Source organism: Marinobacterium aestuarii, assembly GCF_001651805.1.
Classification (GTDB): Bacteria; Pseudomonadota; Gammaproteobacteria; order Pseudomonadales; family Balneatricaceae; genus Marinobacterium_A; species Marinobacterium_A aestuarii.
In genome coordinates this window covers 3067621-3082938 of the sequence record NZ_CP015839.1, presented here as the reverse complement: position 1 = coordinate 3082938, position 15318 = coordinate 3067621, and the positions used below count along the sequence as shown (strand labels likewise).

Genomic DNA, 15318 nt, shown 5'->3' with positions numbered 1-15318 from the left:
GGTAGCTACCTCAACCCGGTAAGATGATGTTCAGAACATCGGCGAACAGATAGCTCAGCCCGACGCCAACCACCGCGGCGATGAGTATCACCAGTGGCAGTTTCCTGATTGAAAAATTCGTCATGCAGTAGCCGAGCAGCGCCAGATAGGCGACGGTGACCAGCGCGAAGGGCAGGCCTCCAATGGATATCACCAGCAGATAGATGATGGTCAGGGTTGCGCTGCCCAGGGTGCGCTTGAGCTGCGGTTTGGGTGCTGGTCCGCTGTTGTTTTGTGCCGGCGCACAATGCCGGGGGCGAAGAATGGACACCAGGCGAGCTGCCAGAAGCACCAGCACGGCGATGCCAACAAGCCGTGGCAGGCCCGCGGGCCCCAGTGGGTCGTACTCCGGCCCTGGCAGCGAGGCGGCACCGGAGACCAGCAGGATGCCTGCGCCTGCCAGGAGTGTCAGGCTGGCCAGTTCCGCTGCAAGATCTTTTTTAATGTTGTTCATGAATAGGTTTCCCAGGATTCATATAGGGTCATGGTTTAGCAGCGAGCCTTTCCTGCCCGGTGCCTGTTCAGGCGCGATAGCTGGGCAGCGGCGAGCGATCCTGCATGGCGATACTTTCGCGCATCATGTCTTCAATGAGTTGCGCCCTTGTGGTCTGGTAATCGGGATTATCCCAGAGGTTGCACAGCTCATGGGGGTCATTTTCCAGATCGTAGAGTTCGCTCCAGCTCTCACCGTGGCGCAGTGACAGGCGCCAGCGTTGTGTCAGGTAGGTACGCACGCGCTGTGGCTTGTCGAAGCCGACCATGACGCGCTGGCTGTCTTCCTCGATCAGCAGGCCATCGCGCTCAGGCTGAGTCGTGCTCAGAATATCCATGCCCTGAATGCCGTTGAACGGCTGGATGCCGCTGCGACGCAAAATGGACGGTGCTATATCAATGCTGCTGCACAGGCGCGCATCCGTCATCGGCGGCTGGTTTTGGGTGGGATCATGCCAGATAAACGGGACCCGAATCAGCCCCTGATAGTGCATCAGCAACTTGAGCATCAGGCCGTGATCGCCCATGTAGTCACCGTGATCCGAGGTAAAGCAGACAATAGTATTGTCGGCCAGGCCTGAGGCTTTCAGCGTTTCCATCACACGCCCTATGGCATCATCAATCATGCTGATGCTGCCATAGGTCAGGGCGGTGATTTCCCGGGCTTCACGTTCTGTCACCATAAAGGGATCCTGGCTGTTACGGTGGTTTTTGCCTTCTTGCAGTGCCTGACGCAGGGACTCCAGTGGCGGAATATCACCCTTGCCAAAGGATTCCGGCAGCGGGATTTGATCCGGGTCGTACAGGTCCCAGTATTTTCCCGGCGGCGTAAAAGGGTGATGCGGGTCGGGAAAGGACATGGTCAGGAAGAAAGGCGCTGTTTCACCGCTCTGGGCGTGCTCCTCGATATATTCCTGAGTTTTCAGGGCGATGTAGCTCGTGGGATAGAGCTCCTCCGGTACGCGGGTGCGCCATGCCTGGGGAGCGTTGTAGCGCTCATCCGGCAAGGCGTTCTCGGGGCCGCGCAGGCTGTCCGCTTCGGGGCACTGTTGCTGCAGCCAGACTTCATAGTCACCGGTCACGCGATCGGCATGATCATTGGCAATCAGCACCTCGTCAAAGCCATAAAAGGGCGCATTGACACGGTGCTGCGGATCTTCCCGCCAGCGCTTGCTCAGTTCCTGGTCATAGGCATCGCCCTTGCGCAGGCGCTTGCTGGCTTCTTGCAGGCTTTTAGAGGGCTCAGACATGCCCTCATCCGCGCTGTAACCAATGGAGGCGGGCAGTCCGGTCATGTTCTGAATATGGGATTTTCCAATCAGGGCCGTTTTGTAGCCGGCATCCCTGAGTAGATCGACAAAGGTGGTGGCATCGGTGGACAGCGGAATACCGTTGTGGCGCACACCGTGCAGTGATGGCATGCGCCCGGTCAGGATGCTGGCGCGGTTGCACATGCAGATCGGATTGGCGACATAGAAGCGGTCGAAGCGAGTGCCGCCCGCAGCCAGCGCATCGATATTGGGGGTTTTTACAATCGTATTGCCGTAACAGCCCAGGTGATCTGCACGATGCTGGTCGGTAATGATAAACAGGTAGTTGGGTTGATCAGCCATCTTGTGTTACCTGATTCTGGATGTGTAAACGCCTCCGCGTATACGGGGTATACAACGGGAGGGGTTTTGGGAAAGAGGTTCAGGCTTCGCCACCAGCGCCAGGTGCGCTGGTGGCGAGCCGTGTTGGTCGTGACGGCAGAGGTTAGATATCGCCCGCCACGGACTTCAGGCGTGCATATATATCGGCCAGGCGCGCATCCAGGGCATCGCCGATAACCAGTTTGGCGGTATCGCCTTTTTGCTCAATTGCTGCGATCAGTTCGGGGTCTTCAAGGGCGCTTGCCAGAGCATTTTGCAGTACAGATACGACGTCGGCGGGGGTGCCGCCGGGGGCCCACCAGACATTGTTCAGGCAGGATATCACGTCATATCCCAGCTCTTTGGCCGTGGGTGTTTCCGGCAGCTGCGGATTGCGTTCTTCCCCATAGTAGATCAGACCCTTGAGGCCCGGATTGCGCGTTATTGGTGCGGCGACCAGCACGGCGGTCTGGGTGTGGTTGCCCAGCAGCGATGCGATGCGCTCAGAGCCGCCGCCGACATTGACCAGGCCAACCTGCATATCGGCGGCCTTGCTGATCATGGCGGTGGTGAAGTGGGCAGCACTGCCTAGCAAGGTCGCATCCTTGAGCTTTTTAGGGTCGGCCTGGGCCTTGGCAATCCAGCTTTCGGCGCTGTCGATGCCTGATTCGGTGCCTGTCACAGTGGCCAGACAGGTGTTATTGGTCTCGGCGATCGGGGTAAAGGCGTGGTAATCGAACTTGAGCTTGCCGAGCAGTTCGGTGGTCATCAGTGTCTGGTGCAGATACAGCAGGGTATAGCCGTCGGCGTCGGCTTGGTGGGCCTGGCGAACGCCGATAGTGCCGCCACCGCCGGGTACATTGATCACGGCAATGGGCTGGGAAATCAGTTGCTTTTCTTCGATGGTCTTGATGATCAGGCGTGCCATGACATCACCCTGGCCGCCGGCTGCGAAGGGGACTATGACCTTGATGGGCTTGGCTGGAAAGCTCTCGGCCCAGGAGGATATCGGTGTCAATGCCGATAAGCCAAGGGTGATGCAGGCAAGCGCCCGGGACAGTTGTTTCATTATTGTGGACCTCAGAGTGTTGTTATTAGAGCGGGACCTGTTCGCCCGAGTGCTGACGTGGAGTTACTGTACAATCTGCGCCTGCATAATTAAAATGATAAAACTATTAGCCACTATATCAATTTGATATGACTCTGGATCCGCGGCACCTGTTACAGCTTTCGGTCATTATCGAACTGGGTTCATTCAGTCTGGCGGCGGAACAGCTGCACCTGACGCAGCCGGCACTCAGCCGAAATATGAAAATTCTGGAAGATCGGGTCGGTGCCCTGTTGATCGATCGAAGCAACAAGAAGGTGCAGGCAACGGAAGTCGGCAGGGCCCTGGCGGCACAGGGGCACAGCATTCGCATGGCGACGAACCAGGCCTCAGAGCATGCCAGGGATGTGAGTGAGGGTAAGGCGGGGCTGTTGCGCATCGGAGTACCGCCGATGATCTCGGAATACCTGCTGAGCGCGCTGATAACAGACTTTCTGAAAGATAATCCCAATGTGACCTGTGTTGTCACCAGCACCCTGATGCTCGACCTTATCGACAAGCTCGAGCTTGGGCAGCTGGATGTGGTGATTGGCCCGCTGGTGCTGATTGATGAGTCCAGGGGGCTGCAGGCGCAGCAGCTGTGGAGTGACAGCGTCAATATATTCTGTCGCAAGGGTCATCCATTGACGCAATATGCCCAGGTGAGCACGCAGCAGCTGCGCGGGGAAAAATGGATCATTCACCCCAAGCGCAGTTTTCTGCGTGCGCAAATGGACAGTTACCTTATTTCAGCTGGCCTGACCGAGATTGGCGTTGCCATTGAGGTGGATTCGCCGATCTCGATTATCGCACTGGTGCAGAGTTCGAATTATCTGACCATGCTGCCGTCTCTGCCTGTTCAATCGCTGGTGGACGCAGGCCAGCTCTGCGTTGTGCCTTTCCTGCAGTCGGACATGCCCACCCGCCATGCCGGCCTTATCACGCGTACAACGGATATGCGCACCTTGCTGCTCGACCGCTTTGTCAGCTATCTGATGCAGACCTGTCCAGGCCGGATGGGGAGCGGCTTGAAGCCGGGCGCTTAGGCGTGACACCAGCTGGCTTCCAGGGTTGCCCATAAAGCTTTGCCCGGGCCTGTAAAAACCAGCAAAACTCGCCGATCACATCAATCTGCGCCAGACTTTGCCATGTTTACGGTCATGGGTGACCCGATGATGCAGCGGCAATGCAGCAGAGGATGAAGGTATGGAAGCGCAAGCAGTGATTGAGGCGGTGGCGCTGAGTCCCGAGTACATCGCGGGGCTGGCGGTGCTGGCAACGGTGGGGCTGGTGGTCATGTGGGGGCTCTTCTGGCGCGCAGTGGCCAATTCCAGGGAAAACATCATGGATATACTGCGCAGCCCGTCGTTTTTTAAAACCGTGACTGTGATGGGTGTGATTGCGGCCACGGTGGTGCTGAGTCTGGCGGGGCGGCTGGAGGGAAACATCACAGGCGCCATTCTGAGCGGTATCGCAGGCTATGTGCTGGGGCAACTGTCGAACAAGAGCGATGCGGACAAGTGATGTTTCTTGCGGGTTAGGTTGATACCGCTAGCGGGCTGTTGGCGTCTATGGGGCGTTGAGTCTGTTGGACCTGAGTGTCGTGCGGTAGTGGCTCTAAACCCATTGTTTGCATCAGTTGCATTAGGGCGCTGTAGAGAAAATTGGCGTTCGATCAGTGGTGTGGCGTGGGGCGAGTTACAAAAGTATTTCCTCTACCAGTTGACATGATCATGTCTTGCCTGTAAGTTTTGAATATGAATTTCAACCGGTTTAATTTTTTTGACGCAGAATCGAATAAAAGCTCATGTTGGAATGACGGCATCAAGGAGTCCTTTTTTAATATTCTAAACTTAAACCGGTTTAAATTTAGAATATTACTGGTTTTGTAATGTAAATACCCGGCATAGGGCTTTGCCGGGTATTAATTTGGCGGATTAGTAGATGAAAATTGATTCAGTTATTTTTTAGGTTTAATTAAAGGAGTATCTCAGTCTATAGATGGTTTTTAGCATTTTAATAGCTAATAGATATTGTCTTATGTGACGTAATTTTGGGGTCCGGGAGGGACTGTTTACGTTTTTAAACAGAGGTCGATAAATTTAAAAATAGCTCTTTATAACAACAACACTGGAGATATAACAATGATAAATAAAATTATTACGTTGACCGCAACAGCAGCGCTTTTCTCGAGCATGGTTAGTGCGGGCCTGCCTGTACTGGAGCAAAAGGAACGCTACAAAGTCGGTTTCGCCCAATCTGAAAGTAATAACCCTTGGCGTATCGCCGAAACAAAAAGTTTTAAAGAGGCTGCACTGAGCTGCAACTGGGACCTGGTCTATACGGATGCCGCAGGCTCTGCTGCCAAACAGGTTTCGGACGTGGATTCCATGATTGCCCAGCAAGTGGATGTAATCTTTTTGCCGCCGCGTGAAGAAAGACCGCTGCTGCCGGCCGTCATGCGGGCTAAATCCCAGGGTATTCCCGTCTTTTTGGTTGACCGGAGTGTTGATGCCAAGGTCGCGCAAGCGGGCCGTGACTATGTGTCATTTTTGGGTTCAAACTTTATCGAGCAGGGGCAGTTGGCTGCCCAGTGGCTGATTGAAAACACCGGCGGGCAGGCGAAGATTATTGAGCTGGAGGGAACCACTGGATCATCGCCTGCGAATGATCGCAGAAAAGGCTTCGATGATGAAATTGCCAAACACGCGGGTATGACGATCCTGGCTTCTCAGTCCGGAGATTTTGCGCGTGACAAGGGACGCAAGGTAACGGAAACACTGCTGCAGTCCCATCCGGATGTTAATGTCATTTATGCCCACAATGACGAAATGGCGATTGGTGCAATTCAGGCACTGGAAGCGTCCGGTCGCAAGGCGGGCACTGATGTTCTCATTGTCTCCATCGACGGTACCCGCGATGCGCTGCAGGCAATTATCGACGGGAAAATGGCGTTGACGGTTGAATCCAGCCCGTTCTTTGGCCCCCTGGCCTGTGCCACCTTAAAACGCTACGTTGGCGGTGAAACCATTGAGCCCTGGGTGCGTGTTTCGGATCGAATATTCACTATCGATAACGCTGCCAAGCATATAGACGAAGCCTATTAATCAGCATGATGCCCGCCGCCCAGAGCGGCTAGTGAGTGGGAGGGCGCCTGGCGTCTTCCCATATACATCCATCGTTTAGGGATACTCCCAGGAGTTTACCGTGATTAATCATGACTTATCCCCGGCCGCGGCCATTGCGGGACAAGCGGCGCTGCAGGGCGCAGTTTCCGATCAGGAAGCTGTTTTGTGTATGCGGGGTATTCATAAATCTTTCGGCGGCATAGCCGCGCTCACCGATGCCGAGCTAATCATCCAGCCGGGTGAAGTCCATGCCATCATTGGCCAGAACGGTGCCGGAAAATCGACCTTGATCAAGGTTCTCAATGGTGCCTACAAACATGACGCTGGCGAAATTTTTTTCATGGGTGAAAAGGTCTCCTACGGGTCACCCCATGAGGCTCAGTGCGCAGGGATCAGTACCATATTTCAGGAAGTTAACCTTATCGGCTACCGTTCGATAACGGAAAATATCTGCCTTGGGCACGAGCCCAAGCGGTTTGGCATGGTGGACTGGAAGCGGGCGCACAGTCATGCCAGGTCGACGTTACGGCGCTTTGGGCTGGATCTCGATGTCCGCAAACCGCTAAACGAATTCAATATTGCAACTCAGCAATTGGTGGCGATTGCGCGGGCAGTGGCTCTGGATGCACGAATTGTGATTATGGATGAGCCGACCTCTTCACTGGACGACCACGAAACGAGTGTGTTGTTCGGGGTTATTCGTGAGCTAAAGGCATCCGGTGTTGCCATCCTTTATGTCAGTCATCATCTTGATGAGTTGTTTGAAATCTGTGATGAAATCACAGTGATGCGCGATGGTCGAACGGTGGACCGCAAGCACATTTCCCAAATGACAAAGCTGGATATGGTTGCCGGCATGCTCGGGCGCAGTATCGACGATGTTGAAGCGGGGGGCACGACCGGGTTTTCGGCTAAATCAACGCCGATCGGTGAAGTGATGTTGGCGGTCAAGGGTCTCGGGGGCGCGAGTCCTGTCAAAAATGTATCTTTTAAGGTGCACAAAGCAGAAGTGCTGGGTTTGGCCGGGTTGCTGGGTGCGGGGCGGTCTGAGGTTGCACGGGCCATTTTTGGACTGGACCGGGATCAGAAACGCGGCCAGGTCTTTATTGACGGTTGTGAAGTTGAGTTTGAGCGGCCCACCGATGCCATTAATGCTCAGTTGGGGTTTTGCTCTGAAGATCGCAAGCAGGACGGTATTATCCCGCAGTTGTCGGTTCGGGAGAATCTAACCCTGGCGCTGTTACCCCGGCTCGCCCGGCGGGGCTTGATCCCTGAAGCTGAAGAACGAGAAATAGTAGCGCGCTACATGGATCGCCTTGGTATAAAAGCCAGTTCAATGGAACAGCCTATCTCGCAGCTTTCCGGTGGTAATCAGCAGAAGGTTTTATTAGCACGCTGGATGGCGACTAATCCTAAATTATTGATTCTTGATGAGCCTACGCGGGGCATCGACGTCGGGGCGAAGCGGGAAATTCAATTGCTAATTCGTGAATTGGCGGATAACGGCTTGGCGGTGCTGATGATCTCCTCCGAGTTTGAAGAACTGGTTGAGGGTGCCGACCGCGTTATTGTGATTCAGGAAGGGCAAAGTGTGGATGAACTGACCGGTGAAAGTCTCAGGGTAAATGCAATCATTAAATCGGTTTCCCATATTTCGCATGCAAAACAATAATACTCTTGGTTCTCCTGCTACAGATAGTTGTAGCTCAGGCTATAGTGGGGCGTTGATATGACGGATACAACGATTACCTTCGGACACTCTCCGAAGCCGCTGATGTTTAAAGTAAAAAATATACTTACACGAAACGGTACCTTGTCTGCGTTTTTTTTGCTGATTTTGGTTAACCTTGCTATTACGCCAAATTTCCTGGAAATTCAGACGCTCTATGTCAACCTCACCCAGATGGCAACGATTGCGATTGTTGCTATTGGGATGACCCTGGTTATTGGTTCCGGCGGAATTGACTTGTCTGTAGGGGCTCTGATGGCACTGGCAGGTACGGTCGCGCCATTGATCATGTTATCCGACTTTGGCATGAGTAACCCTTCTATCGGTCTGATGGTAGCCATACCCGTAGCCCTGTTGGCGGCCTCTGCGGGCGGGTTGTTCAATGGCGTTCTTGTGAGCCGATATAATATACAACCGATCATTGCAACATTAGTTCTGTTTATTTCCGGTCGAGGTATCGCTCAGGTACTGACCAATGGTGAGTTGCAGTCTTTCGATATTCCGGCGTTTGAGTTTCTGGGTACTGGTCGGCTGCTGGGTATTCCATTTCAGGCCGTCATTACTGTGGTTTTGGCGCTAGTCTGTGCCTGGACATTACGCCGTTCGATCTTTGGTCGTTATCTTCTTGCCGTGGGTGGCAATGAAAAGGCTGCGCAACTGGCCGGTGTGCCGGTCAAAAAAGTAAAACTTGTCACCTATACAGTCTGTGGCTTGTTGGCAGGCATCGCCGGCTTGATTACAACCGCGATTAACGCGGCATCCGATGCCAACCAGACCGGGCAGCTGATGGAGCTGGATGCGATTGCTGCCGCGGTTGTGGGTGGTGCCTTGTTAACCGGAGGCAAGGCGCCGGTTATAGGTGCAGTGCTGGGTGCTGCCATTATCCAGTTGATGGGTTACACCCTGCTGGCAAATGGTGTGCATGATGCTGTGGCCATGGTGGCGAAAGCCTTCATCATTATTGTCGCGGTGTATCTGCAACAGATGCGGGGGGGATCGAAATGAATAGTCCGTCCAGCGCGCGCACTAATCTTTCTCAGCTGCTATCCAGGTGTAGCGCCCAGTTGCGTTCGGAGGGAGTCTGGATCGCTCTGGTTCTTATGATCATGTTTGGGGGCTTACGTTACGACAGTTTCCTCACTGAATATAACATCATGACGTTTTTGTCCTACAACTCCATGTTTATCCTTATCGCGCTGGGCATGACGTTTGTCATCATGAGCGGGGGTATCGACCTGTCCGTTGGCTCGGTGGTGGCGTTATCCAGCGTTGTTGTCGCTGCTGTCAGCCCCTACGGCATTGAAGTTGCGTTACCGGTTGGCGTTTTGGTGGGTGTGGCTACAGGAGCAATTAACGCCTTTGTGATCACCCGGCTCAAAGTGGTTCCTTTTATCGCGACGCTGGCTATGATGCTGGGCGCCCGGGGCATGGCGTTGGTGGTTTCCGATAATCAGTCGGTACCTGTGTCCTGGGACAGTAATTTTACTCACTTTGGTCTCGGCAAGGCCTTTGATTATCTTCCCTGGCCGGTTGTGACGACCCTTATTGTATTTATCGGCTGCTGGGTATTGCTGGAAAAACTTCCCTTTGGTCGTCACCTGCTGTCGATCGGCGGAAGTGAAGAGTCTTCCAGGCTGATGGGTTTGCAGGTCGAGCGGACACTGTGGGGCGTCTATGTATTGAGTGGGGCTCTTGCGGGCTTGGCGGGTGTGATGCTGGCTTCCGGATTTGGCGCGGGGCAGCCGCTGGAGGGCATGGGTTGGGAGTTGTCCGCAATCGCATCGGTGGTCGTGGGAGGAACGCTTCTGACCGGAGGCCTTGGATCCATCAGTGCCACTCTGGCGGGCGCCATTCTGCTGGGCCTGATCTTCAATATCCTCAATTTTGAAAACGGCAGTGGGACTATCACCTTTAGTGCTTATTGGCAGTCCGTTATTCGTGGCGGCTTTCTGCTGGTGGTAGTGATCATCCAGGCCAAAATCATCAACAAGGCACGCGCTCGTTAAACGTTGCCGAGCATTGACTGTGATGCAGTGAATGCGGCGGGCGAGCCCGGTGCGCCAGCAGTCTGCTGGGTGATTTTCAATATAGGTTTCAGCTTGTGATGTGAGGGGCGCTATGGAAACGCAGTATGACTATATCGTGATTGGAGGAGGGTCTGCCGGATGTGTCGCGGCGGCCCGTCTGGCCAGGGATAGTGGGGGTTCGGTGTTACTGCTCGAAGCCGGTCACTCCCACAGGCACCTGCTGCTGGATATGCCACCGGGTATATTCAAGATGATCAATGGTAGCAAGTTCATGCGCTACCACCAGACCGTGCCGCAGGAACAGCTGGGGGGCCGTGTACTGGATATCCCCCAGGGCAACGTTCTGGGCGGTGGCTCATCAGTCAATGCGCAGGTCTATATGCGTGGTCGCCCGTCCGATTATGACGACTGGGATCGGGTGCTGGGTACAGATGCCGGCTGGGCCTGGAAGGACGTACTGCCTTATTTTCGCCGCATGGAGGGCAATAACCGCCTGAGCAATGACCTTCATGGCATCGAGGGACCCCTGCTGGTGTCAGACCCCAAGCATGTGGACGATGTATCCCGCTGGTTTGTCCAAAGCGTACAGGCGCTGGGAGAGCCTTACAACGATGACTTTAACGGACCTGCCCAGCGAGGCTGTGGCTTTTATCAGTTTACTAACCGTAATGGCAAGCGCAGCAGTTCAGCCTATGCCTATCTTGGCCCGCTTGCCGATTGTTCGGCGCTGACGGTACGAGTCGGCGCGAAGGTTCAGAAAATTGAACTGTCCGACGGTGTCGCAATTGCCGTGCAGTATCGTGATGCCGCAGGCGAGCTGCACCGAATCAGAGTAGGGCGTGAGGTTGTTGTGGCCGCAGGCGCTCTGGTCAGTCCACAGCTGCTTATGTTGTCTGGTATTGGGCCTGGGAAGCATTTGCGCGAGATGGGGATTGACTGTCATGTGAATCTTGCTGGGGTTGGGGAAAACCTGATTGACCATCCCGAAGTCCCGATTATTGCGACAGCCAATGGCCCCTATGGATACTTCAAGCAAGGTGTTGGTTGGCGGATGCTGCGCAACGGGCTGCAATTCAAGCTGTTTGGTTCGGGGCCTGTAACTTCAGCAGGCGTTGAGGCGGGTGCTTTCGTTAATCCGCTTGAGCGCGAGGCCTCGCCAACAATTCAGGCATTCTGTGTCCCCATTGTGTACCTGGATCGGGACCTGAAAAACTCGGTGGAGGATACCTATGGGATGACCGTGACTACGGTTGTGGTCAAACCCAAATCCCGCGGATACGTACGCCTGCGTTCGGCGAATCCGGATGATATGCCGCAGGTGTGCCCGAATATGCTCGGGGATGATGAGGATATGCAGGCGATGGTGGCGGGTCAGCGCTTCTTTTTGAAGGCGTTTCAGACCGGGCCCCTGGCCGCGCGTGTTAAGCGGATTATCGCTCCCGCGCCGGACGACTTGAGTGACGACGCGCTTGTCGCGCACTGCAAGCGCTTTGTAAAAACCAACTATCATCCTGCGGGTACCTGTCGAATGGGTCGGGAAGATGACCCTCTGGCAGTGCTGGACAATAAAATGCGGGTGCTGGGCGTCAGAAACCTAAGGGTCTGTGACATGTCTGCCGTGCCGGATATCAATGCGGGTAATACAAACGCACCGGCGATGATGCTCGGGGACCGTTGTGCCGATTTTATGCTGGATGAGTCAGACCACTCAGAGTGCAGGGCTTTCAATCCCCTGCAAGAAGCACGAGTGGCTTTATAGCTGGCTATTGATTTCAATATTCTATTTAGATGTATAGCGATATGCATACCGGGTAGTCAATAAGTTGGGCGCGGTTCTTTATATCCGTGGTGTGACCGTCTGGCAGCCCATTATAAAAGTGCTGTGCATATCCGAATTTACGACTATTCCGTCTAGCGTTGTACGAGGGGTTTGTATGAAGAATTATCAGCTGTTTATAAACGGGGAATGGCGTGAATCAGTGAGCGGGGAAACGGCAGCGGTTATTTCTCCGTCCAGTGAAGTCGTTGTCGGCACTGTTCAAAAAGGTACAGAGGCGGATGCCCTGGCAGCACTTAAGGCGGCTGAGGCTGCGCAAAAGCTATGGCGAATGGTTCCAGCGCGTAAACGTGCAGATATTATGCGAAATTTTGCGGTGCAAATTCGCACTAACAAATCACGCCTGGCTGAACTGCTGGTGCAAGAGCAGGGCAAGCTGCTGCGAGTCGCAGAAATCGAGGTCGAAGCAACCGCATCCTTTATTGAATACGCTTGTGATTGGGCGCGCCAAATAGAAGGCGATATTCTTCCCTCGGATAATCCTGATGAGCAGATCTGGATTCAAAAAGTACCCCGTGGCGTTGTTGTAGCCATCACTGCATGGAACTTCCCACTGGCGCTGGCGGGCCGAAAAATTGGCCCCGCTCTGGTGGCGGGTAATGCTATCGTTGTGAAGCCCACAGCAGAAACGCCCCTGGCGACTTTGGAGCTCGGCGACCTGGCGAATAAGGCGGGCATCCCTGCAGGGGTCTTGAATATAGTGACAGGCCCAGGTCGTGTCATGGGCAATGCGCTGGTGAAAAGTCCGATTACGAAGATGGTCACCATGACGGGAAGCACGCCTGCGGGGCAATCGATTTTCCGGGCGGCGTCTGAAAACCTGGCCCATGTGCAGCTGGAACTCGGTGGCAAGGCGCCGTTCATTGTGTTTGCGGATGCGAATCTGGATGCAGCCGTGGATGCGGCTGTGCATTCGCGTTTCGACAACTGTGGCCAGGTGTGCACCTGCAACGAGCGCATGTATCTGCATGAAAGTATTTACGATGAGTTCATGGATAAATTTTTAGGTAAGGTACGCCGCTTAAAGGTGGGCGATCCGATGTTGGCCAGCACAGATATTGGGCCCAAGGTAAATCGATCCGAATTGGAGCACATGGAGTATCTGGTCGCAAAAAGCCTGGAAGAGGGCGCAAGGATAGCCACCGGCGGCAAGCGCATGACGGGTGCAGGCTTTGATAAGGGATTCTGGTTTGAGCCCACCGTACTGGTCGATGTGACCCAGGACATGACAATTATCCATGAAGAGGCTTTTGGCCCGATTTTGCCGGTGGTGAAATTTAGCAGCTTCGACGAAGTCATCGGATATGCGAATGACTGTGAATTCGGTCTGGCCGCCATGGTATGCACCAGCGACATGAAAACCATTATGCGTTGTAATACTGAGCTTGAATTCGGCGAGATCTATATCAACCGGGGTCATGGCGAGCAGCATCAGGGTTTTCATAACGGCTACAAAATGAGCGGTTCCGGTGGTGAAGATGGAAAATACGGATTCGAGCAGTATCTGGAAAAGAAAACCTTTTACGTTAACTTTGCGTAGCTGATGGCTGCGATGAAATCGGATCTTTGATCGGGTGCAAGCTTGTACGCTCAATCGCGGGGCTGGCACCCGGCGCCTGAAATGAACGAACTGGAGCGCAGAGTGTTCAGGGCCGCAGTTAGGCTGGACTAAAAATGCTTGATCACTCGTTTCAACTAAAGGGCTCGCCGACTGGCGGGCCCTTTTTCGATTCAGTTTTATTCCACCAGGGTGTCCTTGCGGTAGCGGAACGGGTGCGCCGGGTAGGTGCCCATGATGCGCACATCCTTGGCGAAGAAATCCAGTTCCTGCAGCGCATACTGCATGGAGCGCTGATCCGGGTGGCCTTCCACATCCAGGTGGAAACTGGTGGCCTGCATGGTGTCGGAGGCCATATAACTTTCGAGCTTGATGGCGTTGACGCCGTTGGTGGCAAAGCCGCCGAGGGCCTTGTAGAGCGCCGCCGGCATGTTGCGCACGGCAAACATGATGGAGGTCATGAAGGTGACCGCAGGATCAAACACCGGCATCTGGCTGGTTTTGGACAGAATCAGAAAGCGGGTGGTGTTGCCGGTCTTGTCCTGGAAGTTTTCCCGCAGTATATCCAGCCCATAGAGCTCGGCGGCCAGGCTTGAGGCGATGGCGGCCTGATGCTTGTTGGGGACCGCGGCAAGTTCCGCGGCGGCACCTGCGGTGTCGAGACTCGCGACAGGTGCAATGCCCAGGGATTTGAGGTGAGTGTCGCACTGGGCCAGCGCCTGGGGGTGGGAGGCCGCTTCGGTGATGTCTTCGATGCGGCTGCCGGGCATGCCCAGCAGGCAGTGGTTTACCGGCTCAAAGTGTTCACCGATGATGTGCAGTTCGGTTTTGGGCATCAGGCGGTAGATTTCCTCCACCCGGCCCGCGGTGGAGTTTTCCAGCGGAATCATGGCCAGATCCGCTTCCCCCCGTTCCACCATAAACATCGCGTCGCTAAAGGTCTCGCAGGCAAAGGCGTCCATTTCCGGATGTACACGGACACAGGACAGGTGCGAATAGGCACCCTTGTAACCCTGAAATGCGATGATCTTGTTGCTCACGTTAACCGACCTTGAAATCAGATTGCTGGAATGGGCAGCCATTATTGCATAGCCGCACAGGGCTGGAAAAATATTCTGCGCAGGGGACGAAAATGCCCTCAGGAATCCGTCGTGACGGGCCGCTCGATTCTGCGGGCGGTCCAATAATGGCGTTTCCAGTAGGGGTTTTTCATGTCTGAAATCATCACACCCTTGCTGGTGGATGCGTGCAGAAAACGGCCGTTTTCAATATAAATACCGGCGTGACGGCCGTAGCTGCCGGTTCTGAAAAACACCAGGTCTCCGGCGCGCAGTTCATCGGCGGCGATGGTATCGCCCACCGTCAGCAGGCCTTCGGTGGTGCGCGGCAGTTCCTGGTTGAAGTGCTGGCGAAAGCCATTCTGGATCAGGGCCGAGCAGTCGATGCCATTGCGGCTGCTGCCGCCATATCGATAGGGCGTGCCGCGCCACTGGCGGTGCAGTTCGTACAGCTGGCTGACGGTCTGCTGTTCGGTGCCCGTGTGCGGCTGCACAGAGATTACGGCGGGGGGCTCGGTGACGCCATTGCCGGCGCAGCCCTGCAGCAGGGCGATACACAGGGCAGCAAGCAGCCAGGTGTGGCTTCTGCTGCGGCTGTACATTCTGCGGTGGCGGCGCCAGGCGCTGATGTGAGCTGAAAATGTCATGGCCGTATAGGCGCTCCCTGCGAATATGTCCTGGCAGATCTGACGGCGTTAGATGTGCTTTACTGCAAACACAAAGGCACAGATT

General features: G+C 54.7%; 13 protein-coding genes. 8 read left to right on the top strand and 5 right to left on the bottom strand.

Going from position 1 to position 15318, the window contains the following annotated elements; all coding sequences use genetic code 11:
* Positions 1–10: 10 nt before the first annotated feature.
* The 3 genes from A8C75_RS13495 to A8C75_RS13485 form a co-directional block, all read right to left on the bottom strand.
* Positions 11–493: a tripartite tricarboxylate transporter TctB family protein gene (locus A8C75_RS13495; RefSeq protein ID WP_067383266.1), complete on the bottom strand. Its 483-nt coding sequence runs from the start codon at positions 491–493 to the stop codon at positions 11–13.
* A gap of 67 nt (positions 494–560) precedes the next feature.
* A complete protein-coding gene (locus A8C75_RS13490; protein ID WP_067383263.1) occupies positions 561–2144 on the bottom strand; it encodes a sulfatase family protein in 1584 nt (527 codons plus the stop codon).
* A gap of 142 nt (positions 2145–2286) precedes the next feature.
* Entirely contained in the window at positions 2287–3231 is a 945-nt protein-coding gene (locus A8C75_RS13485; RefSeq protein WP_084784067.1) for a tripartite tricarboxylate transporter substrate binding protein, read from the bottom strand.
* Positions 3232–3359: 128 nt separating this feature from the next.
* Here A8C75_RS13485 and A8C75_RS13475 point away from each other — a divergent pair, with 128 nt between their 5' ends.
* The 8 genes from A8C75_RS13475 (at position 3360) to aldA (ending at position 13510) form a co-directional block, all read left to right on the top strand.
* Positions 3360–4295 carry a LysR family transcriptional regulator gene (locus A8C75_RS13475; protein WP_067383255.1) on the top strand — a complete coding sequence of 312 codons (936 nt, stop codon included), beginning with the start codon at positions 3360–3362 and terminating at the stop codon, positions 4293–4295.
* Positions 4296–4455: 160 nt separating this feature from the next.
* A complete protein-coding gene (locus A8C75_RS13470) occupies positions 4456–4773 on the top strand; it encodes a hypothetical protein (RefSeq protein WP_067383253.1) in 318 nt (105 codons plus the stop codon).
* Between the two features lie 620 nt (positions 4774–5393).
* On the top strand, positions 5394–6356 hold the full coding sequence (locus A8C75_RS13465) for an ABC transporter substrate-binding protein (protein WP_067383250.1): 963 nt from the start codon (positions 5394–5396) through the stop codon (positions 6354–6356).
* A 100-nt stretch (positions 6357–6456) separates the two neighbouring features.
* Positions 6457–8049 carry a sugar ABC transporter ATP-binding protein gene (locus A8C75_RS13460; protein WP_227819920.1) on the top strand — a complete coding sequence of 531 codons (1593 nt, stop codon included), beginning with the start codon at positions 6457–6459 and terminating at the stop codon, positions 8047–8049.
* Positions 8050–8106: 57 nt separating this feature from the next.
* The gene (locus tag A8C75_RS13455) at positions 8107–9111 is read left to right on the top strand and encodes an ABC transporter permease (protein WP_067383248.1); all 1005 of its coding nucleotides are present in this window, start codon (positions 8107–8109) and stop codon (positions 9109–9111) included.
* 95 nt (positions 9112–9206) lie between these two features.
* Positions 9207–10112, top strand: coding sequence for an ABC transporter permease (locus tag A8C75_RS13450; RefSeq protein ID WP_227819919.1), 906 nt, complete (start codon positions 9207–9209; stop codon positions 10110–10112).
* 112 nt (positions 10113–10224) lie between these two features.
* A complete protein-coding gene (locus A8C75_RS13445) occupies positions 10225–11892 on the top strand; it encodes a GMC family oxidoreductase (protein ID WP_067383246.1) in 1668 nt (555 codons plus the stop codon).
* 175 nt (positions 11893–12067) lie between these two features.
* Positions 12068–13510: an aldehyde dehydrogenase gene (gene aldA, locus A8C75_RS13440; RefSeq protein WP_067383243.1), complete on the top strand. Its 1443-nt coding sequence runs from the start codon at positions 12068–12070 to the stop codon at positions 13508–13510.
* A gap of 197 nt (positions 13511–13707) precedes the next feature.
* Here the strand turns inward: aldA and A8C75_RS13435 are convergent, their stop codons facing one another.
* Both A8C75_RS13435 and A8C75_RS13430 read right to left on the bottom strand, forming a co-directional pair.
* The gene (locus A8C75_RS13435) at positions 13708–14568 is read right to left on the bottom strand and encodes a prephenate dehydratase (RefSeq protein WP_227819918.1); all 861 of its coding nucleotides are present in this window, start codon (positions 14566–14568) and stop codon (positions 13708–13710) included.
* 98 nt (positions 14569–14666) lie between these two features.
* Positions 14667–15233, bottom strand: coding sequence for an NlpC/P60 family protein (locus A8C75_RS13430; RefSeq protein WP_120785198.1), 567 nt, complete (start codon positions 15231–15233; stop codon positions 14667–14669).
* Positions 15234–15318 lie beyond the last annotated feature (85 nt).